The 23,127-nt window shown below is 66.2% G+C and carries 17 protein-coding genes and 1 pseudogene; 9 read left to right on the top strand and 9 right to left on the bottom strand.

What is annotated here, in order from left to right; genetic code table 11:
- The first annotated feature begins 71 nt into the window (after nt 1-71).
- Complete coding sequence (locus RQG82_RS07945; RefSeq protein ID WP_311258553.1) at nt 72-686, top strand: TetR/AcrR family transcriptional regulator; 615 nt, start codon at nt 72-74, stop codon at nt 684-686.
- On the opposite strand, the gene RQG82_RS07940 is transcribed toward RQG82_RS07945, so the two are convergent.
- The 7 genes from RQG82_RS07940 to uxaC all read right to left on the bottom strand — a co-directional run bounded on the left by RQG82_RS07940 (nt 687) and on the right by uxaC (nt 10,179).
- Nucleotides 687-2,156 (bottom strand): family 43 glycosylhydrolase, encoded by a 1,470-nt coding sequence (locus tag RQG82_RS07940; protein WP_311258552.1) that lies wholly within the window; start codon nt 2,154-2,156, stop codon nt 687-689. It lies immediately after the preceding gene.
- Complete coding sequence (locus RQG82_RS07935; protein ID WP_311258551.1) at nt 2,153-2,977, bottom strand: ATP-binding cassette domain-containing protein; 825 nt, start codon at nt 2,975-2,977, stop codon at nt 2,153-2,155. Before RQG82_RS07935 ends, RQG82_RS07940 begins: the two co-directional genes overlap by 4 nt.
- Nucleotides 2,974-4,758 carry a dipeptide/oligopeptide/nickel ABC transporter permease/ATP-binding protein gene (locus tag RQG82_RS07930; RefSeq protein ID WP_311258550.1) on the bottom strand — a complete coding sequence of 595 codons (1,785 nt, stop codon included), beginning with the start codon at nt 4,756-4,758 and terminating at the stop codon, nt 2,974-2,976. The genes RQG82_RS07935 and RQG82_RS07930 overlap by 4 nt, the downstream gene beginning before the upstream one ends.
- 35 nt (nt 4,759-4,793) lie before the next feature.
- Complete coding sequence (locus tag RQG82_RS07925) at nt 4,794-5,735, bottom strand: ABC transporter permease (protein WP_311258549.1); 942 nt, start codon at nt 5,733-5,735, stop codon at nt 4,794-4,796.
- A 55-nt stretch (nt 5,736-5,790) separates the two neighbouring features.
- Nucleotides 5,791-7,344, bottom strand: a complete 1,554-nt coding sequence (locus RQG82_RS07920; protein WP_311258548.1) for an ABC transporter substrate-binding protein — start codon at nt 7,342-7,344, stop codon at nt 5,791-5,793.
- Between the two features lie 130 nt (nt 7,345-7,474).
- The gene (locus RQG82_RS07915) at nt 7,475-8,785 is read right to left on the bottom strand and encodes a mannitol dehydrogenase family protein (protein WP_311258547.1); all 1,311 of its coding nucleotides are present in this window, start codon (nt 8,783-8,785) and stop codon (nt 7,475-7,477) included.
- On the bottom strand, nt 8,782-10,179 hold the full coding sequence (gene uxaC, locus RQG82_RS07910; RefSeq protein ID WP_311258546.1) for a glucuronate isomerase: 1,398 nt from the start codon (nt 10,177-10,179) through the stop codon (nt 8,782-8,784). Before uxaC ends, RQG82_RS07915 begins: the two co-directional genes overlap by 4 nt.
- A 142-nt stretch (nt 10,180-10,321) precedes the next feature.
- On the opposite strand from uxaC, the gene RQG82_RS07905 reads away from it, so the two are divergent.
- On the top strand, nt 10,322-11,365 hold the full coding sequence (locus RQG82_RS07905) for a LacI family DNA-binding transcriptional regulator (RefSeq protein ID WP_311258545.1): 1,044 nt from the start codon (nt 10,322-10,324) through the stop codon (nt 11,363-11,365).
- 30 nt (nt 11,366-11,395) lie between these two features.
- Here the strand turns inward: RQG82_RS07905 and RQG82_RS07900 are convergent, their stop codons facing one another.
- On the bottom strand, nt 11,396-14,083 hold the full coding sequence (locus tag RQG82_RS07900) for a family 78 glycoside hydrolase catalytic domain (RefSeq protein ID WP_311258544.1): 2,688 nt from the start codon (nt 14,081-14,083) through the stop codon (nt 11,396-11,398).
- A gap of 1 nt (nt 14,084) precedes the next feature.
- Nucleotides 14,085-15,437, bottom strand: coding sequence for an MFS transporter (locus tag RQG82_RS07895; RefSeq protein ID WP_311258543.1), 1,353 nt, complete (start codon nt 15,435-15,437; stop codon nt 14,085-14,087).
- A gap of 147 nt (nt 15,438-15,584) precedes the next feature.
- On the opposite strand from RQG82_RS07895, the gene RQG82_RS07890 reads away from it, so the two are divergent.
- From RQG82_RS07890 to RQG82_RS07860, 7 genes and pseudogenes are all read left to right on the top strand, one after another.
- Nucleotides 15,585-16,220: a helix-turn-helix domain-containing protein gene (locus RQG82_RS07890; protein WP_311258542.1), complete on the top strand. Its 636-nt coding sequence runs from the start codon at nt 15,585-15,587 to the stop codon at nt 16,218-16,220.
- 191 nt (nt 16,221-16,411) lie between these two features.
- On the top strand, nt 16,412-16,684 hold the full coding sequence (locus tag RQG82_RS07885) for a TMEM175 family protein (protein ID WP_311258541.1): 273 nt from the start codon (nt 16,412-16,414) through the stop codon (nt 16,682-16,684).
- A complete protein-coding gene (locus RQG82_RS07880) occupies nt 16,681-17,046 on the top strand; it encodes a hypothetical protein (RefSeq protein ID WP_311258540.1) in 366 nt (121 codons plus the stop codon). Before RQG82_RS07885 ends, RQG82_RS07880 begins: the two co-directional genes overlap by 4 nt.
- Before the next feature lie 226 nt (nt 17,047-17,272).
- Nucleotides 17,273-17,815 (top strand): hypothetical protein, encoded by a 543-nt coding sequence (locus RQG82_RS07875; RefSeq protein WP_311258539.1) that lies wholly within the window; start codon nt 17,273-17,275, stop codon nt 17,813-17,815.
- A 4-nt stretch (nt 17,816-17,819) separates the two neighbouring features.
- Entirely contained in the window at nt 17,820-18,404 is a 585-nt protein-coding gene (locus RQG82_RS07870; RefSeq protein WP_311258538.1) for a TetR/AcrR family transcriptional regulator, read from the top strand.
- Between the two features lie 93 nt (nt 18,405-18,497).
- Nucleotides 18,498-18,827: pseudogene (locus RQG82_RS07865) on the top strand (tyrosine-type recombinase/integrase); the annotation flags it as partial.
- 417 nt (nt 18,828-19,244) lie between these two features.
- A complete protein-coding gene (locus RQG82_RS07860) occupies nt 19,245-22,769 on the top strand; it encodes a PIN domain-containing protein (RefSeq protein ID WP_311258537.1) in 3,525 nt (1,174 codons plus the stop codon).
- Nucleotides 22,770-23,127 lie beyond the last annotated feature (358 nt).

Genomic DNA, 23,127 nt, shown 5'->3' with positions numbered 1-23,127 from the left:
TGACAACCGATTGCGAGCCAACGGTAACATAAAATAGTAAGTCCTCACTATTTTTATCGCCGGAGGTGTCGATGGCCCAGTACGCCAAGACCGCAGCCGTCCGCCGCGGCATCCTGGATGCCTGCCTCACGATCTTCGGCGAGTCCGGGTTCCACGGGGCCTCGATGGCCGAGATCGCTCGTCGGGCGGGCATCAGCCACACCGGGCTGCTGCATCACTTCCCCCGTAAAGAGGATCTGCTCATGGCCGTCCTCACGCTGCAGGACGAGCGCAGCGCCGACTATCTCGCACGCAACGAGGTCTTGACCACCGGAGCCGATCCGCTCGATGTGCTCCGCGGCATGGCCACGACGTTGATCGAACGGGATCGGCGCGTCGGCCTGGTGGAGCTGAGCGCCGTGCTCACCGGTGAGGCAACGGCGCCCGCTCACCCGGCGCACGACTACTTCGAGACGCGCTACCGCAACATCCGCTCGTTCGTGACCCGCCTGTTCAGCCGGCTCGGCGATGAGGGGCGCCTGTCGACGGACCTGCCCCCGGCACACCTCGCAGCGATCACGATCGGCGCGATGGACGGGCTGCACACGCAGTGGCTCTTCGACCGTTCGGCGATCGACGTCGATGCGTGCGTCACGTCGCTGATGTCGACCTTCGTGCCTGAGCTGAAGACCGACGCGCAGGACTGATCACTCCGCCGCAGCAGCACCCGACTCGTACTCGAACCTGCTGACGACGACCTGCTCTCCGAGAGCCTCGACACCGATGACCCGTCCCGTGAAACCACCGGCGACCTCGGTCGACAGATACCGACCGTCGAGGGTGGCGAGCTCGACGAAGCCCTCCGCCGAAGAGAGACCGGCGCGCAGCAGGTCGGGACCGCGACGCGCGCCGCGCTCAGCTTCGAACTCCGTGGCTCGGATCTCGAGCACCGCATCCATCGGCGCGTCCGTTCTCGCGACGACGTCGCTCAGCGGACCGATGACGATCCGCGCGCGCACCTCTGCACCTACGCGCTCGACCAGCAACTGGTGCGCGTCGTCCATCCGGACCGAGAGCGCGACGTCGCCTGTCGCATGCAGGCGCACCGACCAGAGCTCATCTTCGGCGCGCACCGCGAGCAGCCGCTCGGCACCCAAGCCGAGCGCATCGCGCCCCCGCTCGAGGTGCAGGCCTCGGGCGCTCGTCCTGGCGAACGACGACGGCGAGATTCCCGGCGATATCCACCGCGGATGCAGTCGCTCTCCCCTGAAGTCCTCGACGAACGAGGACTTCGCGAGCGGGACGTCGTAACGCTCCTCGTCGACGACCGGCCACCCGTCGATCCAGTCCACCCCGGCGACGAATGTCTCGCGCCCGTTCGTATGCCAGCGGGGGAACGTACCGCGGGGCCGCGTCGCGAGGAACACGAGCGCCCAGGATCCGTCGGCGAGCTCGACCAGATCGGAATGGCCCGTCGACTGCACGGCCGCGCTCGTGCTGCGATGGGTGAGGATCGGATTCGTCGGCGCCGGCTCGAAAGGCCCGCTGATGCTCGAGGAGCGCGCGATCGTCACCATATGGCCGGGCCCCGTGCCGCCCTCGGCGACGAGCAGGTACCACCACTCCCCGCGGCGGATCAGGTGAGGCCCTTCGGCGTGCGCGCCGCCGGTCCCCGCCCACAGCGACCGCGGTTCCGACAGCACCTCGCCGGAGAACGGATCGACGACGGCCTGCGAGATGCCGCCACGCATCACGTCGCTCCAGGTGACGAAGCAGGTGCCGTCGTCGTCCCAGGCGATGTCGGGGTCGATGCCGATGAGTCCTGCGACATAGACGGGTTCGCTCCACGGGCCCGAGGGGTCGTCGGTATGAGTCAGGATGTGACCGCGGCCGACCTCGTGGATGTTCGTCGTGATCATCCAGAATCGGCCGTCGTGGTGCCTGAGCGTCGGAGCGTAGATCCCGCCACTGGCACCCGCGAGTCCGGTGCGCACGTCGAGGTGCTCCGGTCGGTCGAGGATGTTGCCGATCTGCGTCCACGAGACCAGGTCACGGGAGTGGAACACCGGGACGCCCGGCGAGTACTCGAAGCTCGAGTTCGCGAGGTAGCAGTCGTCGCCGACGCGGCAGATCGAGGGATCCGGGTGGTAGCCGGGGATGATCGGATTCTGGGTCATGATGCCTCCATGATGCGGCGGCGCTCGAGTCGCCGCTCGCGCTGACGGGCGGGGTCGGCGACCGGTGCCGCGAGCAGCAGCTTCTGGGTGTAGGGATGGTCGGGGGTCGAGGTCACATGCTCGGCAGGTCCCGTCTCGACCAAGTCGCCGCGGTACAGCACTGCCACCCGGTGACTGATGTGGCGGACGACCGAGAGATCGTGCGACACGAAGAGATAGGCGACCCCGGTCGCCCGCTGGATGTCGACGAACAGGTCGAGAACCCTCGCCTGCGTCGAGAGGTCGAGCGCCGACACCGGTTCGTCACAGACGATCAGGCGGGGTTCGGGCGCGAGAGCGCGCGCGATCGCGACACGCTGACGCTGACCGCCCGAGAACTCCCGGGGCAACCGTTCGATGGCATCCGCCGGAAGCCCCACCTGGTCTAGCAGGGTCTGGACCCGCGAGCGGGCATCCTTCGCCGTCGCGCCCTGGATCACCAACGGCTCGGCGAGGATGTCGCCGATGGTCATGGAGGGATTGAGCGACGTGTACGGGTCTTGGAACACGACCTGGATGTCACGAGACAGGCGACGCCGATCCCGAGGTGAGATGCCGGCGATCGACGTCCCGTCGAACCGGATGTCACCGCCGGACGGCTTCACCAGGCCCAGCACCGCGCGTCCGATCGTGGTCTTGCCCGATCCGGATTCACCGACCAGCCCCAGGGTCTCCCCCGGCGCGACGTCGAGAGAGACGCCGTGCAGCACTTCGACCGGCTTGGCCCGCCATCCCCGTCCCGGGAAGGCGACGCGAAGCTCATCGACCTCGAGGAGGCTCATCGCTCGTTCCTTTCATCGGAGGCTGTGGCGGACGGATCCGTGCGGACCGTGCTCTCGTCGAGGATCGCACCGAGCAGCATCTTCGTGTACTCGTGCGTCGGATGCGCAAAGACCTGATCGGCCGTGCCCGACTCGACGATCACGCCGTTCTGCATGACCGCGATGCGATCGCAGAGGTCGGCGACGACACCGAAGTTGTGGGTCACCAGGAGGATCGCCATGTCGAGCTCGGACTGCAGGTCTCGCAGCAGGTCGAGGATCTCGGCCTGGACTGTGACATCCAGCGCGGTCGTCGGCTCGTCGGCGATCAGCAGCTTCGGCCGGCTCGCGACGGCGCCGGCGATCAGCACTCGCTGCGCCATGCCCCCCGAGATCTGGTGGGGATACGAGTCGAAAGTGCGCTTCGGATCAGCGATCCCCACCCTCTCGAGCAGCGCCAGCACCCGGGCAGAGGCCTCCGCACGCGTCACGCCGAGCGCCGACCGCACGCCCTCGACGAGCTGTGCGCCGACCTTGTACGACGGGTCGAGGTTCGACATGGGTTCCTGGGGGATGTACGCGATCTCCTTGCCCCGGAGCGGACGCATCTGGGCATCCGTGAGTCCGACGAGTTCGCGTCCGTCGAAGCGAATCGACCCTCGAGTGATGACCGCCTCGTTCGGCAGCACCCCCAGCGAGGCGAACGCGGTCTGCGACTTGCCCGACCCGGACTCACCGACCAGCCCGACGATCTGCCCACGGGCGATCGACAGGTCGACGCCGCGCACGACCTCGTTCAGGCCGCCGCTCGGACGCGGATAGGCGATGGCGAGGTCGTTGATCTCGAGCAGTCCTGTCCGAGAAGCCGTGGCCTCTCCGGCGCTGTCGAGCACACGCTGGCCGCGTCCGACCTTGGCGGGTTTCGGCATGGAGCCCTCGAGGATGTCGCGCAGAGCGTTGCCGAGCAGCACGAGCGACGCCGTGATGACGCCGAGCAGCAGACTCGGCCACAGGAACTGCGTGGGGGCGATGTAGAGGTTGCGGAAGCCTGACGAGATCATCGAGCCGAAGCTCGGGATCTGCAGCGAGCCGACGCCGAGAAACGCGAGCCCCGACTGCACGGCGATCGCGGAACCGGCCATGAATGCCGCGGCGATGATGATCGGCCCTCTCACGACGAAGAGCACGTGTCGTCCGAGGATGCGGAGGTTGCCGAGCCCTGACACCCGGGCGGCATCGACGTAGAGCTCGTTCTTCACCCCGAGCACGAGGTTGCGGACGATGCGGTAGATGCCCGGCGACAGCAGCACGCCGAAGATCAGCATCGTGAAGCGGTAGTCGCCCCCGGTGACCGGCATCAGGATGATCAGCAGCAGGATGCCGGGGAACGTCATGATGAGGTTGAACAGCCACTCGGTGGTCGCTCGCGTCACGGTGCCGAAGTAGCCGCCGATGAGGCCGGCGACCACTCCGACGAGCAGAGCCACACCGGCTCCGATCAGCGCGGAGATGGCCGCCGTGTTGATCGAATGGAGCAGCCGCGAGAGGATGTCGCGCCCGGCTTCGTCGGCGCCGAGGAGATACCCCGGTGTTCCGACGGGCGCGTTGATCATCGAGAGCTCGGCGTCGTTCGGGCCGTGCGGCGCGAGCCACGGCGTGAGCAGCCCGAGCAGGAAGATCAGGGCGAGGAGCACGAGCGTCACGACCGCCTGCGGGTCGCGGAGGATCCGACGCCAGGTCGACGTGCGGGTCTTCGCCGCATTCTCGAGCGTGACGAGCAGCTCGGTGCTGGGCGGCGTCACTGTGCCCGTATTGGTCTGGGGTGGGCGTTCGTCGCTCAATGGACTCTCGCTTTCGGGTTCAGCCAACCGTTGGCCAGGTCGGTGAGGAGGTTGACGACGGTGACGAGCAGCACGCCGAACGCGGTGATGCCCATGATCACGGGGATGTCGCCCTGCAGGGAGGCGTTGAACGCGAAGCTGCCGTAGCCCGGCAGAGCGAAGACGTTCTCGATGATGAGCGCGCCGCCGAACATCTGGATGAACTCCAGCGACATCACCGTGAGCGCCGGACTCGCGGCGTTGCGCAGCGCGTGCTTGATGACGATCGACGTCGTCGACGATCCCCGCGTGCGCAGGGTGCGGATGTAGTCGCGGCGGAGCTCGTCGATCATGCGGCCACGGACCTGAGCCGCCATGTTGGCCACACCGCCGATGGTGAGCACGATCACCGGGATCGTGATGCTCCGCACCCATGCAGCGGGATCCTCCGCGAACGGAGTGAATCCCGTTGCGGGAAGCCACTTGAGCTGCACCGCGAAGACCACCACGAGGACGATCGCCAGCAGCAGGCCGGGCACGATGTAGCCGATCAACGAGATCCCCTGCGCGATGCGGTCGACGACACCACCACGGGATGCCGCCCAGACACCGAGCACGACGGAGATGATGACCGTCAGGATCAACGCGGGGACGATGATCGAGAGAGTCACCGCGAGTCGCTGCAGAACCGAGGGTCCGACCGGGAGCGAGGTGTACACGGAGACTCCGAAGTCGCCCTGCACGGCATGGATCAGCCAGTCGAAGTACTGGACGATGACCGGACGGTCCCACCCTTTCTCGGCGATGAGATCGTCGACCACATCCGGTGTCGCCGACGTGCCGAGGATGGCCTGGGCGACATCGTCGAACGACGTGCTGAGAAGGAGGAAGGTGATCAAGGTCACCAGGATCGCGAGCACGACGCCGGCGCCGAGTCTGCGGAGGATGTAGCTGAGCATCAAGGGGCTCCCGGTGTGTGGCGGGGGTGCGGCGAACCGCACCCCCGCCGGTCACTCACTCGGTGACGTCGAACTGGCGGATGGTGGCGAGCGTGTTGGCCTTGCCGACATAGGTGATGCCGTCAGCCGTGGCCCATGTCGATCCGATGTAGGCGATAGGTGCGACCAGCGCCTGGTCCACCACGTACTCGTTCAGCTCCTTGTAGACAGGAAGCGCATCGGCGAACTCCACGGTGTTGTTGATCTCGTCGAAGTACCCGTCGAGGGTCGGATCCGTGTAGCCGGTCGGGTTTCCGAATCCGGCCGCCCCGAAGGTGGTGGCGAGGTCGGCGGAATCCGAGTTGAACCCGAGGATCTGGTAGTAGAGACCGTAGTCACCCGACCTCGCGGCCGCCTGCGCCTGCTGCGGCGGCACCGTGACCCACTCGAGCGTGAGTCCGATGTCGGCGAACGCCTGGGTGAGGACGGGCTCGATGGTCGTCGAAAGGAAGGTGCTGGGGATCTGGAACGATTCGCCGGCGTACCCGGCCTCTTCGACGAGCTCCTTGCCCTTCTCGGGGTCGTACTCGTACTCGTCGTTCAGCTTCTCGTCGTAGATCTCGCCGAACGGGCTGACCAGCTGCGTGGTGGCGATGCCCACTCCACTGAAGATCCCCTTGAGCACGCCTTCGCGGTCGATCGCCATGTTGATGGCCTGGCGAACCTTCACGTCACCGAGAGCCGGGAACTTGTCGCCGGCGCGGTCGAGGATGTTGAGGTACCCCACTGCCACCGCATCGTTCACCGTGACTGTGAACTTGTTGGCATCGAGCTGCGAGACCACCTGCGACTGCACGGTCGCGGCATTGAGCTCGCCTGCCTGCAGCGCGTTGAGAGAGGCGGTCGGGTCCTGCAGCACCTTCACGGTCAGCGTCTTGAACGGCACGTTCTCGGCATCCCAGTAGTCGTCCCGCTTGACCAGCACGTAGCTGCTACCGGGGACGGTCTTCTCGACGTCGAGCGTGAACGGGCCTGAGCCGATCGGGTCCGTGGCCGTGCGTTCTTCGTCCATGGTCGCCGGGTCGCCGATGGCACCGGGCCCCTGGGCGAGGTTGTCGAGGAACTGCGGATCGAACGCCGAGAAGCTGATGACGACCGTCTTCTCGTCTTCGGCCACGACGTCGGTCATGGCCGCGAGACGACTCTGCACCGCGCCCGGGGTGGCCTTCGAGCGCAGAAGCGTGGCCGAGACGGCCTCTGCATCGACCGGATCTCCCGAGCTGAACGTCATGCCGTCGCGCAGCGTGAGGGTCAACTGCGTGCCGTCTTCGTTGTACTCCCACTTCTCGGCGGCGCCGGGCAGCAGCTCACCGTTCTCGGGGTCTTTGCGAAGCAGCGTGTCGAGAACAGACGACCAGACGAACATCTGCTGACCATCGACGAGCTGCGCCGGGTCGAGTGAGTTCGGAGCAGACACCGCCGCGACGGCGAGGTCCTTCTCTTCGACGGCCGACGACGTGCCTGCGGGTTCGGGGTCGCTTCCGGCAGCGCAGCCGGTGGCGACGAGCGCGGTGACGAGCAGCGCAGCGGGCAACGCCACGCGGCGACGGTGCTTACGGGTATTCCACATTGTTCATACTCCTTTGGATGAAACGGTTGATGCGCAACCGCTTGTCGACGCGGATGACGCGAACGAGATGGGTGGCCTCAGACGCCAGTAAAGCAGGTAATCAATCGTTTGACAACCGATTGCCAACTTGTTACCGAAGCGTGAGGTTCCCCACCTGCTGAAGGGCCTTGTGCACCGCTTCGACGAAGGCAGCGTCTGCACCGAGCGCTGCGCTGAGCATGCCGACCGTGCCCGCGACCGACTCGCGGTCGACCGCCTGCCCCTCCACCGCCAACCACGCGGCGATGACGACAGCGCACGCCGCACCGGAGCGACCGGCACGCCGCTCCCGTTCGGCGACCGGCGCTATCCGGACACGCACCTTGGTGTCGGCATCGAGACCGATCTGGGCGAGCAGATGCTGGATGCGAGGGTTGCGGAACCGGTCGAGCAGTGCCGAGCGATACGCCGACAGACCGAGTTCGTCCGGAAGATGCGCGCACGCCTCATCCCAGTACGCCCCGACGGCCCGCAGGCACTCGGCATCGGCGATCGCCTCGGAGACGGTGCGATGACCACGGAGTCGCCCCAGCGAGGCGAGCAGGCTGTGCGCACCGTTCAGCAGCCAGAGCTTGCGCGCCTCCCACGGGTCGAGATCGTCGGTGAAGCGCGCCCCCGCCGCCTCCCACTGCGGTCGTCCCGCAGGGAACGAGCCTGCGACCACCCAGTCGGAGAAGGGTTCGGCGACGACCGGCGCGCAGTCGTCGTAGACCTTAGCCAGCGCCGCCGTCTCCTCGTCGGAGAGTCTCGGAGTGATCCGATCCACCGAGCTCGACACGAAGGACACGGTGCTGTCGATCCAGTCGCCGAGTCCGGGAACCGCCTCCGCGAGAGAGCCGACCGATGCGCGCAGCACTCCGCCATTGTCGGCCAGGTTGTCACACGACACCAGGGCGAGCGGGCCGCTTCCGGCTCGTCGACGCGCCTCCAGAGCGAGTACGACACGTCCGAGAGCCGTGCTCGGCTCGATCTGCGACAGCTCGGCACCGTCTGCGAGGGCGCCCAGCACTGCCACGTCGGCGCATGTCTCCCTCGGCGAGTACGCGGCTTCCGTGATCGTGAGCGACAGGATCGCCGTCGTGCGGGCCGACACATCGTCCACGAAGCGAGCGAGCTCCGATCCGCCATGGGCGCGCACGATGCTGCCGATGCGCTCGGCCCGATCCCCCTCCGGCGACCGGACGACCAGTGTGTACAGGCCGTCCTGCGCAGTCAGCGCTTCAGCGAGCGACGAGCTGCGTCCGCTGTAGGCGGCGATCCCCCACTGCTCGGCGTCGGCCGCATTCGCGGTGTACCACGCCTGATGCGAACGGTGGAAGGCGCCGAGCCCGAGATGCACGATCCGCACCGGAGGCGCCGGCGTGGCGCGGGTGCCGAGGAGGTTCACGGCGAGAGCGCTCACAGCTTGAACACCCGCTTGGGCTGCGGCCCGACGATGTCGTCGATGATCGCACCGGCCGCCTCCTCATCCACCCGCCCCTCGATCACGAGTCGAGCGAGGAACGAGGCGTCGGCACGGCGTGCCGTGTCGTGGCGCGCGGGGATCGAGAGGAACGCACGGGTGTCGTCGATGAACCCGGATCCGCGAGAGAACCCTGCGGTCTCGGTCACTGCCGAGCGGAATCGTGCCATCGCGTCCGGGGCATCGAGGAACCACCACGGCGCCCCGATGTAAAGACTCGGATAGAAGCCCGCGAGTGGCGCGATCTCACGCGAGTAGACGGTCTCATCGACGGCGAACAGCACGAGGTGCAGGTCACGTTCGAGCCCGAATCTCTCGAGCAGCGGACGCAGCCCACCGACGAAGTCGGTGCGCCGCGGGATGTCGTGCCCGGTGTCGGGCCCGAATCGGCGGAAGGTCTCGGCGTTGTGATTGCGCACGACACCCGCGTGGACGGTCATGACGAGACCGTCCTGAACGCTCATCCTCGCCATCTGGAAGAGCATGTGCGCCCGGAACGCCTGGCGGTCATCGGCATCGGCATCGCCGGCCAGCACTCGGGCGAACAGCGATTCAGCCTCCGCGGCGGTCAGGTCGAGGGTCTCGGGAACTTCCACGCCGTGATCGGCTGAGACGGCACCGTGCTCGATGAAGTACTGCCTCCGCTGTTCCAGCGCGGCGACGTACCCGGCGAAAGTGCTGGAGTTGCCCGTCGCGGCGAGCAGCCTCGCGACGTTGTCGGCGAATCCCCCGGCATCCGGGTCGAGATAGCGATCGGGCCGGAACGTGGGGATGACCCTGCCGACGCGTCCCTCTGCGGCGAGCGCCGCATGTCCGGACAGATCGTCGAGCGGGTCGTCAGTGGTCGCTAGCACCTCGATGCCGAAACTCTGGAACAGCGCCCGTGGCCTGAGAGCCGGGGTCGCGAGCTGCTCGACGATGTGGTCGTAGCTCTGATCCGCCGTCGCTGCGCTGAGCGGCACCCGGACATCGAGCACGTTCTCGAGCGATTCAGTGAGCCAGTATCCCGATGCCGTTCCGGCGAAGAGCGACCAGCGTTCGGCGAACTTCCGCCAGATCTCGCGCGGGTCCGCCGCGCTTCCGCCGACGCCGAGTTCGTCGAGCCCGACACCGGACGCATGGAGCAGGCGGGTCACATAGTGATCGTGACTGATCAGCAGTGCGGCGGGATCAGCGAAGGGGCGGTCGTCGACGAGCCACTCGACCGGGACATGGCCGTGCGGCGAGATGATCGGGGCGTCGGCGACCCGCTCGTACAGGGCGCGCGCGACAATGCGCATCGCTGGGTCGGCGGGAAGCAGGCGATCGCGGTCGCGGCGGTGCGGCTGGAGCATCCCCCTATTGGAACGGTTTCAACACCATTTGTCAATCGGTTGCCAAGCTCTGTGGGCCTGTCCGTCCGGCGATTGCGACGACCGGGCCTTACGATGAGAAACCGGATGCCGGTCACCACGACGATGAGGGGAAGACACGTCGATGTCGAGAGACGAACCGAACGCGTCCGACGAGCCGGTGGCGACCGAGGGTCGGGCTGGCAGACGTCCGACGATCTACGACATCGCCCAGAAGGTCGGCCTCAATCCGTCGACCGTCTCTCGTGCGCTGAACAAGCCAGGGCGCACCAACGCGGCTACCGAAGAGAAGATCCGCGCTGCAGCAGCCGAGCTCGGCTATCGGGTGAACCCGATGGCGAGATCACTGCCCACCGGGCTGACCGGCACCTTCGCGATCGTCCTTCCCGACATCACGAACCCGGTCCACTTCGAGTTGATCCGTGGTGCAGAGCAGGTCGCGCGCGCCAGCGGCTTCACGCTGATCGTTTCGGAGACGGAAGCCTCCGCGGACCTCGAACTCGAGACGATCGAGACTCTTCAGCCCTCCGTGGACGGGCTCCTCGTCGTCGCGTCGAGACTGGCCGACGAGGAGCTCGCGGCCCTGGCTCGCGAGAAGCCGATCGTCGCGGCGAACCACTCGGCGCCGTCGCTTCCGAGCGTGATCCCCGACCTCGTCATGGGGCTCACCGCCGCGATGGACCATCTGCACGATCTCGGCCACGGGTCCGTCGCCTATCTGGGGCTCGGCGACATCCAGATCAACCGCGCCCGCTGGGACCTCACCCTCGACCTTGCGACCACTCGAGGCATCTCCGCAGTCGAGATCACGGTCGATGCCCCGACCGTCGCGGGCGGCGCCGACGCGCTCCGCCGTGTGCGGGCGAGCGGTGTCACGGCCGTGCTCGCATACAACGACCTCGTCGCGCACGGCCTGCTTCGAGCCGCGCGCAGTGGCGGGGTGCAGCTGCCCGAGAGCTTCAGCGTGATCGGCTTCGACGACATCTTCAGCGCCGAGCTCGCCGCCCCCGCTCTCACGACGCTGCGATCACCGCTCCGAGAGATCGGAACGCGCGCGATGCAGACGCTCATCGACCCCGAACGCAATCGGGTGCCCTCGAAGGTCGTGCTCCCCCTCGAGCTGGTCGTTCGCGAGTCGACAGCGGCGCCGAGCGTCCGCACCCGCTAGGTCTGCACACCCGCGCGCGCATCACATCCGTCAGCGAAAGACAGCGTCGAGACCCCCGACACCGGCGAACGAACCCGGCAGTGCAGTGCGAGTCGTGCCGTCGGGGAACACCACGGTGGCGCTGACACCGGCAGGGATGTCGGCGTCGAGGTGCAGCTCGCCACCCTCGATCCGCCACTCGACACGGATGCGCCCCTGCGGGGTGTCGAGGTGCCCCCTGGCCCAATCGACCCTGCCGCCGGGAACCGGAGCGATCACGAAGGACTCCCACGCGATCGACCCAGCATCCTGCCGGAGACCGAGGGTATGGGTGTGCAGGAAGCGGATCACCGCACCCTTGCTGTAGTGGTTCAGCGACTCGTGGGCAGCGCCCTCTTCATCGATCCCCTCCCAGTCCTCCCAGACCGTCGTCGCACCCTTGTCGATCATGTGCAGCCAGGAGGGAGCGCTGCGCTGGAACAGCAGCTCGTAGGCGACATCCGCATGACCGGTGTCGGCGAGCACGGGCAGCAGATCGCCCGTCGAGAGGAAGCCGGTGCCGAGGTGCGTCCCGGCGTCGCGGATCAGCTCGACGAGACGGTCTGCAGCGGCCGACCGCAGCGACTCGGGGATGAGACCGAACGACAGGGCGCGCACGTAAGCCGCCTGGGTGTCCTGCACCGTGCGCCCCTCATCCGTGACGAACTCCGCGCGCCATGCGTCGAGCACGCGATCGGCGATCGCCGCATAGCTCACGGCCTCCTCCGAGCGGCCCAGCACGGCTGCGGCATCTGCCAGGATCCGGGTCGAGCGGTACAGGTAGGCCGTGCCGACCTCTCCCTTGTCTGCCATGAACCAGGCCATCGGGTTGGTCTTGATCGGATCGAGGCGCGAGCCGTCGTCGGCCTTCGGAACAGGCTCGGTCCACTCGCCCCAGTGGAATGTGCCGTCCCACAGGTACGCCTCATGGGGCAGTGGCTCGGCCGAACGCTCGACTCGGGCGTGATGCCTGGTCGTGCGAGCAGCCCCGAGGACCCACTCGACCCAGCGAACCATCGCCTCCCAATTCTCCTCGAGCACTCGGGTGTCGCCGTATGCCGTGTACATCTCCCAGGGCACGAAGGTGATCGCATCTCCCCAGCCGGATGAACCGGTCATCATCGCGAACTGATCGTCGAGGTTGAGCTTGATGCGTCGCCCGTCCGGAGAGAAGTTCGCGATCCGACCGTCGTCGAGCTGATCGTCGCGCACCGACTGCAGCCACTTGCGGGTGAACCCGAGCACGTCGTACAGGCGTGCGGCGGTCGGCGCGAACACCTGGTAGTCGCCTGTCCATGCCAGGCGCTCGCGGGTCGGGCAGTCCGTCGGGACGTCCACGGCATTGCCCCGGAAGCTCCAGTCGGCGATGTCGTGCAGCCGGTTCAGCGCAGGGTCGCTCGACTCGAAGGAGGCCGTGCGGCGGAGATCCGACTGCACGACGCGCATCTGCGCTGTCGCCGCGTCGAAGGGAGCACCTTCCCGGCGCACCCTCGCGTACTGGAATCCGTGGACCGTGTGGCGCGGTTCGAAGATCTCGCCGCCACCGGCGGACACGACCTCATCCTGCTGGAGGAAGACCACCGTCGGCTCGCCCGGCTTGGTCGAATCCAGATGCGTCGTGTCGAGATCGCCATCCGGTCCGATGTGCTCTCCGTAGTCGATCACCGTGCGCGTGCCTGCGGGCCCGAGATCCGTCACGCGCAGCCAGCCCGAGGCATTCTGACCGAAATCCAGCACCCACACGTCGTCGGAGACATGGGACGCCCGCACGACGTCGCGCGTCTCGACGACCCGGATGGGGGGTGCAGGCGACCAGGAGATGGGCGGGCCGCTGACAGCACCGACGATCACGGACTCCGCGACTCCCCCGCGGGCACGGAAGTCCGTCGTCTGCCCGTCCATCAGGTCGGCGCGGATCACCGCAGACGGCGCGCTGGTCCAGTCGCCGTCCGTGCGGATCACCTGTCGCGACCCATCTGAGAGCTCAAGATGCAGTTCGGCCCGCGCCCCGAGGGTCGTGCCCCACCCCGCAGGAAGGCGGAAGGCCCCCACCTGCCCGCGGTACCAGCCATCGGAGAGCTCGATCTCGAGCGAGTTCGAACCATCGGCCATCAGCGTCGTGACGTCGGCGGCCTGCGCATAGAGCGTGCGGTCGTACGACGTCGAACCGGGCGAGAGTTCGGCAGTACCGACGCGATGCCCGTTGATCAGAGCTTCGTAGACACCGAGCGCCGTCGAGTACAGCCGTGCCGACACGACGCTCGTCGCCTCGAACTGACGGGTGAGCATGTGAGCCCCTCGCGCGCCGTAACCCGCATCCGTGTTCTCGACGGGACTGATCCACTCAGCGGTCCAGTCCGCGTCGAGCAGTCCGCACTCGAACGACGCCCAGTCTGACCACTCAGAGAACGTGTCGCCGGTCTTCACGCGCACGCGCCATCGAACACGCTGTCCGCTCGACAGCGGGACCCAGGGCCACTCGATGAAGAGATGAGTGTCGGGCTCGAGGGCGACACGCGCTCGACGTTCGTCGTCGACAGTCGCCTCGAGCTCGAACCCGGTCTGCGCCCCCAGCTCGACGGGAACGGTGAACGACAGCCGGGGCGTCGCTTCGGAGACGATGAACTCGTCGCCTCCGCTGTCGATCCGCAGGTCGTACGGGACGGTGGGCACGGATGCCGGGTTCGATGCGAGCGTCATCTCAACGCACTCCCTTGACCTTGAACATGATGATCAGACCGCCGACGAGTGCGAACACCGCGCCGATGAGGTAGAGCAGCGTGTAGTTCTTCTCGGCGCCCACCGCACCGATCGTGATGATGAGCGGAGCGAGCAGGGGCGCGATCGCACTGGGGATCTTCTGTGCGAAGGCGACCACGGCCATGTATCTGCCGGACTCCGCACGATCGGGGATGATCGCGTAGACGATGGCCTGATCGACTGTCGCGAAGACGGCGATCGCGAGCTGCATGAGCACGGCGCCGAGGATCAGCTGGGGCAGAGACCACGCGAAGGCTTCGGCCAGCGCGCCGCCGATGAAGATGAACGCCGCGATGAGCACGAAGAGCCGGCGTCGCTTGAGCTTGTCGGAGAGGAAGCCACCGAGCAGCGCGCCACCGGCGGCAGCGACGACCCCGAGCATTCCGACGGTGGCGACGACCCCGGCCACCTCGCGGACGGGAAGGTCGAGTCGCTGGGCGTAGAAGAACGTGCCGAAGGTGGTGTTGAAGTACAGACCGATGAAGAAGACCATGCGGCCGACCCAGTTCCAGGCGAAGTCGGGGTACTTGCGGGCGTTGAAGCCGTAGCCCGAGATGACCTTCTTGAGCGTCACCGTGGAGTCGACGACGAGATCCTTCGAGCTTCCCTCCTTCTTGAACGTCGGAAGCAGCACGAGCAGGACGACGCCGATCACGGCGGGGACGAAGAACACGAGGAAGGTGCTGTACGACACCGCGTAGGCGATCCCGATGCCGAGCACCGGTGCGACCTGCGTCATGAGTCCGGTCAGCGCTGACACCTTGCCGCGCTGCTCCTCGGGGAGCTTGTCGGCCTGCAGGGTCTGGATCGCGGCTCCGGCGGTCGACCAGCCGGTCATCGCCACGACCCATCCAGCGCCGACGAGCAGCAGGTTGGGAGCGAATCCGATGATGACAGCACCGACCAGGCCGAGGGCGGCACCGAGGAACAGGAAGGGCGTGCGGCGACCGAAGCGCGACCGGGTGCGGTCGCTCCAGATGCCGATCATCGGGCTCAGCACGAGGAAGATCAGCTGCGCGGTTCCGGTGACGTAGCCGAGCACCTCCTCATGCCCGGGGGCGAGTTCGGTGATGCGCAGCGCGAGCCCGTAGGCGAGCGGCACCATCATCGCGATGGATGCACCGAAGTTGGCCAGCATCAGCCAGAAGATGTAGCCACCACTGACCTTGGCGGTCGGCTCGGAGGCGACCGCCATCGGCTCCAGCGGAGTGCCGTCCGGGGTGTTCCCGCCTATCGGCTGGGCCGCAGCGATCGAGTCGATCGTGTCGCTGCGGTCGTATTCGCTCTTGGTCACCTGGACTCCTTCATCGTTCAGTGATCCGCGGCGCCCTCCACTGGGCGTCGTCGTGAGATGCGGTCGGAATCCGTGTGGCAACCGATTGCAATCCTGAGCGATAGTAACCACTTTGGTAACAGAAGGCAAAAGTGAGAGGGTGTGAGCATGACGTCTCCACTGAGCGCCGAATCCACTCCCCGCCGCCGAGGACCGAGCGCCACCACCCCGGCGAGACGCGCGGAGATCGCGGAGGCTGCACTCGCGAGCTTCGCCGAGCACGGGTACGAGCGGGCCTCGCTCCGCGACATCGCCAGCCGCGCGGGCCTCACCCACGCCGCTCTCCTGCGACACTTCTCCGGCAAGGAAGAGCTGCTGCCCGCCGCCCTCGCGCAGCGGGAGGAGCACGAGGAGGACCTCGCGGCGCGGATCATGACCGCGCATGTGCCCGGCGAGCAGATCCTGAGCGCGGTGCTCGCCGACGAGTTCGCGCACCCCGATTTCCAGCGCAACTGGATGGCGCTCAGTGTGGCCGCCACGAACCCGGAGCATCCGGCGCACGACTTCTTCCTCGGGCGCCGGGAGCGCATGCGCTCGCGCTTCACGGATGGCCCGCTGCCCACCGCAGAAGACGAGCTTCTGACGGCGGACGAGAAGATCACCCTCGTCCTCGCGATGGTCGACGGGCTGCGGATCCAGGCGCTGCTCGACCCGTCACGCGACGTCCTCGCGTTGCTCACGACCTTCATGAAGCTCATCGCCGCCCAGCCGCCGACACGACCGGAGTCCGACGGCGCTGCCTGACCCCGTCCCGCGGGCATTGTCCTCTCTTCTCCCGGCTCTGGGAAGGCCCTGAGTGGACCGACCTCAGACGCGCACGATTGCCGCCTCCATACCCGGATACCGAGGAAGGCGGCAGGACGATGACATCAGAGAGTCGTGGGAGTCCGAGACGGCGCCGGAACTCGGCGGAACGAGCGAGCCCTGGGCGCGCCGTGGCATTCAGCGATGCGATCATCGCGATCGTCATCACCCTCCTCGTCCTCGACCTCAGGCCGCCCGAGACCGAGCCCGGCGATCTGCTACGGGGGCTGCTCGAGGAGTGGCCGACGTACCTGGCGTATGCCGCGTCATACGTCTACCTCGCGGTGATCTGGATGAACCACAAGGCGGCCTTCCTCCGGATCAAGGAGATGGACGTCGGGCTGCAGTGGGCGAACCTCGGACTGCTCGCCGCGCTGGCCTCATACCCTGGCCGACGGCGGTGATCGCCGAGACCGCTCGCACGGGCGATCTCACCGACGAGCGGGTCGCGGTCGCGCTTTATGCGGTCATCGGCGCGTTGCTGTGCACAGCCTGGCTGGTGTTCTTCGCCTACCTGGCGCGTCATCCCGACCTCACCCATGACGAGGTCGACGAGCTCTACTTCGCGCGGGAGCGCCCCCGCGCCCTCATCGGGGTCGTCCTGTACCTCGCCGCAGGAGCGGCCGGAGTTCTCGTGCACCCGCTGGTGGCGTCGGTCGTCTTCCTGATCCTGCCGGTCTTCTACGGCCTGACCAGCCACGGCCAGCATCGCTGGCGCCGCGCGCTCCGGATCGACGACGGCGCCACTCCGCGAGCAGGGAGGTGACATCCTCTAGGCGGAAGCACCAGGATCGGGGCTTCGGTGTTCGACTCGAGCTCGCGCAGCCGCTTGAGCTGCGCCCACGGCCAGAACGCGATCCAGCCGATCGAGACGATCGAGGCACCCATGATCATCGAGGGGATATCCACGCATTTACGCTACGGCAGGAGTGAGGGGTTTTTGGTAGCACACCCGTGCTACCATAATCGGACCATCACCGAGAGGGCCGCCCATGATCCTTGCTGCGATCATCGCGTGCGAGGTGGGCTTCTGGATCGCGATCGCAGCCGGCCTCACCGCCCGCTACGCCTTCGATCGCCCGAGACTGGGCAGGATGCTGCTGCTCGCGGCGCCGATCATCGACCTGGTGCTGCTGGCGCTCGTCGCCCTCGATCTCATGAGCGGGGGAACGGCCTCGTGGCACCACGGTCTGGCTGCTCTCTACATCGGCATCTCGGTCGCGTACGGCCATCGGATGATCGCGTGGGCGGATGCGAAGTTCGCCGCGCGATTTCGTGGGGCGGCGCCTCGACCGCGTCTGTTCGGCTCTGCATACACGATCTCCTGCTGGAAGGATGTCGCGCGGACGATGCTGGCCGCCGCGATCGCAGCGGGGCTCCTCGGGGTCCTCATCGCTCTCGTCGGCGACGCGGCGCGCACCGCCGAGCTGCTCGGCTTCTTCCCGATCCTCGGCGTGATCGTGGCGATAGATTTGCTCTGGGCCGTCAGCTACTCGATCTGGCCCAAGCGAGCACCCGTCACTGCACGAGAATGAGGTCATGCCCCGTCTCATCGACCACGACGACCGCAACGACGAGATCGAGGCGGCGGCCTTCCGCGTACTGGTGCGCGTTGGCATCGCCGGGTTGTCGGTGCGCAAGGTCGCGGAGGAGGCGGAGATCGCCACGGCGTCGCTCCGACGCGCGTTCCCGACGCAGGACGCCCTCCGCCGGTTCTGCTTCGACCGCATCCAACACTCCGTCGCAGCCCGTCTGCGCGCCGTCACGGGAGATGGTCGCGAGAGAGCGATGCAGTGGATGCGGGAACTGCTCCCCCTCGACGACACACGACGCACGGAGCTCGTCGTGCAGCTACAGCTGAGCCGGCTCGCCCTCACCGACGAGAGCCTGAGGGGAAGCGCGGCCGACCTTCACGACGGCGTCCGCCGAGTGTGCTCGTCCGTGCTGCGACAGCTCTCAGAGGCGGGAGTGACAGACCCGGCTCTCGATGCCGATCTCGAGACGGCACGACTGCACGCCTTGCTCGATGGACTTGCGCTCCACCTGCTGTGGAACACCTCAGACGATCCCGCCGGCCAGGCCGACCGGGTGCTGCAGCGACACATCGACACCCTCTCGGTGTAAGCCCCGGCTGGGCGTGGGGATTCGCCCCCAGCTCGGCCATCGGCTCGGGGCGACGATCGCCTGCACTCGACCGTCGCGTCTCGACCGTCGCTTGACTCGCTGATCTTCGGGGACGGGTTCGATCACCTTCGCCTGCCCAACTCTCGTGACGGCTGGTTCGCGGCATCCGTGAAGCGGGCTCAGGCCGAAGATCCGAAGTTTCCTCGCGTGACGCCGCACAGTCTGCGCCACACTGCAGCATCACTCGCGGTGTCCGCCGGGGCGAACGTGAAAGCCGTGCAGCGGATGCTCGGGCACGCTTCGGCGGCCATGACCCTGGACGTGTACAGCGACCTGTTCGACGACGACCTCAACTCAGTGGCGGTCGCACTCGATCGAGCCCGTTCCAAGGTGAATGGGTCCAAGGACGTGTCCACGGACTGAATTTAGGCAAAGAAAAAGCCCCGCATTCCCAATGAGTCAAAGGGAAGCGGGGCTATTCCTAAATGGCGGTGACGGTGGGATTTGAACCCATTCTGCAGTCCAGACCCTGGGTCCAGCTCTTGCGGAACAGCGGAAAAACAAGGAAGCGACCCACATCTGCTCACACCAGCTCACCTAGTCCCGCACGAGTTCCGTTACTGCTGCGTTACCGCTAACGCTCAGGGCAGAAGTCGGTTACGAACGTGAGCGTGAAGACGACTCAACACGCCGGGTTACGAGAGTGACGTGAGTCGCGCACGTCGCGACCCGTACCCTCAGCGACCGACTCGGCGTGGTACCGGAGCACCCGATCGCTCAGTTCGGCCTTTCGCTATTCATGTCGGTTGCCCATCGTATGCTCGCCTCAAGGAGGCCAACGTGATTGATCCGATAACTGGGGCGGCGATCTCTGCCGGCGGCAAGGTGGCTACTTCTGCTGCCGTCGGTCTCGGGAAGAAGCTGACGCTTGAATGGCGCATCGCGAGGAGCGCTGCATCCGCGGCGCAAGAGCTAGGCGTGAAAGTGCCACTAAAGCCCCTCCGCGCTGCGCTCATGAACTCTGATTTGATGACCGCCTGCAAAACAAATGGTCCTGCTGGTACGGCTGCCAGAGAACTCCTCGACACGATTAGATGCGACGGCCTCGAGGGGCCTCCAAGCGGGTTTCTGCTCCCTCTTCTGCGGACTGCGACCGCACGACAACTAAGCGCTGGTGACTCCCAAGCGCTGGTGTACGAGCAAGTTATCGTTCCGATCACAGAGATGGCGGAGCTTGGCAAGGACACGATGGAGTCCGCTCTTGCCCACTTTCCCGCGGCGCTCGCGGAGGATGCGCGAGCGCTGGAGGGTGCGATCGGCGAGCGGGCCTTGCTCCGGATGCTTCGAACGCTTGCCAAGCCGCAGGAGCGTGGCGAGACTCTCAAGGATTGGCTTCGTGCCCGGCCGTCGTGGCTCGAAGAGAGCGAAGCTGTGGACGGGTGGCTCGGTCTCCTAGCGATCACCTGCGGGAACCACACTAACGCGCGCGCCTGGATCGAGCGTGCGCTCGAAGGCGGAGCCACTCCACGCGCGTACTGGCTTGTGCAGATCGTGGGGATCAATCGTTCGGAGTCGGACGCACTTGACCTCCTCGCCCACGATCGCGGGCACCCGTTGATCGAGGCGATCTTAACGGACAACGAGCTCTCCGAGCGAGAGCAGCACCTGCTGGACTGGACTCCGCAGACAGCGATGCAACGAGCTCTCGCGGCCTCCATTCGCGCGCAGCAGCTAATCGAGGCGCGACGACTCGACGAGGCTATCGAGTTCTCGGTAGATGCGTTCGAAGCCGACGGGTTTGGAGCCGCAGGCGTAATCGGCGTTCGTGCTCTCATCGCGCGGTCCCTGGTGGGTGAGTTTCACACTCAAACCGAAGATCTGTCGGCGGCGCGGCGCCTCGCGATCGATATCAGAAACAGCCAGCGACGGACCGGAGTTCCCAACTCTGAGGCAGTCGTGCTTGCCATCGAAGCCTCCATGCTGCTTCAAGACTATGACCGCGCGAAGGCGCTTTTCACTGCTACCCCAGAAGGAGAGGCGACCGCTGCCGAAGCCGCTCACGCTAGTGTTCGCAACGCCGCGGCGCTCGCGCTTCTCCACACGGGACAGCTGTCAGGCGCGCACACACTAATGGGCGAAACCGCATCAGCCTCGATGCGACTGCAACTCGCAGCACGTGAGGCTGAACTCGAAGTGGAGGGTGACAAGGCCGTCCGACTATGGTCCGAAGCGGTAGATGCCACCGAGGACTGGAACGAGAAAGCAGCGATCTGCTCTGTTCTTGCTCATCGCGGCATCGTGCATCCCTTCGTCGAGATCATGCGCCCGCTCAACGCCCAGTTGTGCGACGAGATTGACAGTATTGCGGCCCTGTTTCGAGAGCAGCCCGGCGCTGAGTCGCGCGCGGCATCCGCGGCGCTAGATAACCCGAGGCTCGCCCGCGCCCTGGGCCAGTATTACGCCGAACACGAACGACCCGATGACGCTCTCCGCCTCGCCGAACAATCAGCGCGTCGGTGGGGCGATCCTGACGAATGGTTCCGGGCAGCGCGGTATCACCTCGATCGCGGCGACCATGAGAAGGCCGTCGATCGGGCACAACGGGCTATCGTTGCGGGCGGACAAGCCTGGGGGGCACGTGCGCGTGCCCTTCGACTACAAATCCAGGCGATGTATCAGGACAGGCAGTGGGAAGAGCTCATCCTGCCAGCGCGAGCTCTGCTGCGCATCGAACCCGATGCAGCCGACGCAGCCTGGTCATTGGTCTTTGCCTACAATCACGCTGCCGACGACCTCCAGGCGTTCAAGGAATGGAAAGCACACCCGGTGTGCCGTGTCCCTCATGACGCCGGTCAGGCGTCTATGTGGCTGCATCTTTTCCAGCGCTTCGGCACAGAGATGGCGCAGGTGAGCGAAGTTCTCAGTCTGAGCCATAGATTCTCTTCTCACGAGCAGGTTCGACGGCTAGCAGTGGGCGCATTGTTAATCGCCCCCATCGAGTATCGAGACACCGAAGTGCAGCTACTCGCCCTAGCTGACGAATATCACACGGACTTCCCCGATCGCCCCCGTCTGGTTTGGGCCGTGACGATGGAGGGAGATGATCCGAAGGAGCTGCTTGCTGCGATCGATCGAGCTGCCGGTGGTCCCCGCCCTACCAATGACCTTGATGCCCACCTGCGCGATGGGTCGTTGCCCGTCGGGTTGATCGCCCACTTCTCGCGGCGGGGCCTTGCCGAGATACTCGTCAAGAGCCGCCATTCGCCTCGCTTCGCGGGTGGTTCGGATGAGAGACCCGTGGACTACACGGCCGTCGAAGTAGCCAGCTTGCGGGGCGCCGCCCTGGACACAACGGCAGCCCTAACCCTCGCAACTCTTGATGACGACCTCGCGGAAGTGCTCAGCCGTGTTCCCAAACGACTGTTCGGCACATATGGTCAACTTCGCGACGCGAATGATGCGGGGATCGATTTTGAGCGGGCCGGCGATGTCTTCGTCCCGAGCACCGTCGATCAGGGTCCGACCGTCATGTTCATTCCCGAGGAGGAGGTCGCGGAGCGCCGTCGCCTAACAGAAAAGCTGATCGTTCTCCTCCGGCTCGCCGAACGATCGGATCCGCCACAGCTGGCGCCTCCGACCGAACAATTCGAAGACCTCTTAGGAGCGTGGTCCGAGGCGATCCTCCGGGCTGCCGAAGCGGACGTTCCCCTCTGGTGCGATGATGCTGCGACTAGACAGATAGCTGGTGCCTTCGGAATATCATCCTTCGGGACGCCGACAGTTGTGGAGTACATGCGTGCCGCCGGGCAGCTCACCGAAGAGCAAGCTGACGTCATCGACGCGGCTCTTATTCGTGAACATCTCGTTGGGATTCGCTACAGGAAAAACCCTTGGGAACTGGCGGCTGCTATTGGCCTCGCACCCGCCGGGCTGGGGCAGGCAATCTTGCACGGCGGTCCGACGTCCGCGGCCAGCAAAATCGAGATCATCGTTCGTGGCATGGAAAGATGCGTAGCCGAACCGGATGCGATGCAGGATTGGGCAGCCGTAGGCGCCAGATATGTCACGGGGATCGCGGGCACAGAAGAAGAAGCAGTCGACAACCTCGCGCTCTTCATCCGAGCGGCCCTAACGATGTCGTGGACTGCGGCGCACGTTCTTCAGTTCATCTTCAAGGGGTTGCGGGAGGCAGCGACGGATCGTTGGTACCCTGCGTTTCGCCAAGCAGTGACCGCACACTGGGGAAGTTTGCGATCAATCCTCCCTACCGATCTTGCAGCGACCCTGCTCCTCGGGAAGGTAAAGCTTCTACCGGATCCTGATCGGCAACTCGTGCTGGAAGTCATCTTCCGCGACGACGACTAGGGAGAGCTCGCGGTCGCGGCCCGAGGGCTGAGAAGCACTCTCGTGCGAGCTTCGCTACTGCTGAAAACACAGGAGAACGTGGACGGCGACGTTGTCGGATAGGCCCATAAGCCTGCAGCCAACATGATGGGTGGGGCGACCTTGGTCGCCCCACCCATCATCAAACGTAAATGCTGCTCGGGAGCGGTGACGGGGGCCTGAGTATGCACCTCGTGAATCTGCCCGTGACGTAGAGCTGCACCCCTGTGGCCAGTCTCGTTGCAGGTCACGACGTCCATCGGCCGCTGGGGTCGCGGGGCTGACATGGACGAGCGTCGCCAAGGTCTGGAGCTGTTCGCCGGGCCGAGCACCTTACATA

This window comes from Microbacterium sp. WCS2018Hpa-9 (assembly GCF_031843745.1).
Lineage (GTDB): Bacteria > Actinomycetota > Actinomycetes > Actinomycetales > Microbacteriaceae > Microbacterium.
The sequence above is the reverse complement of the archived record's forward strand: the minus strand, read 5'-3'. Positions and strand labels throughout refer to the sequence as shown.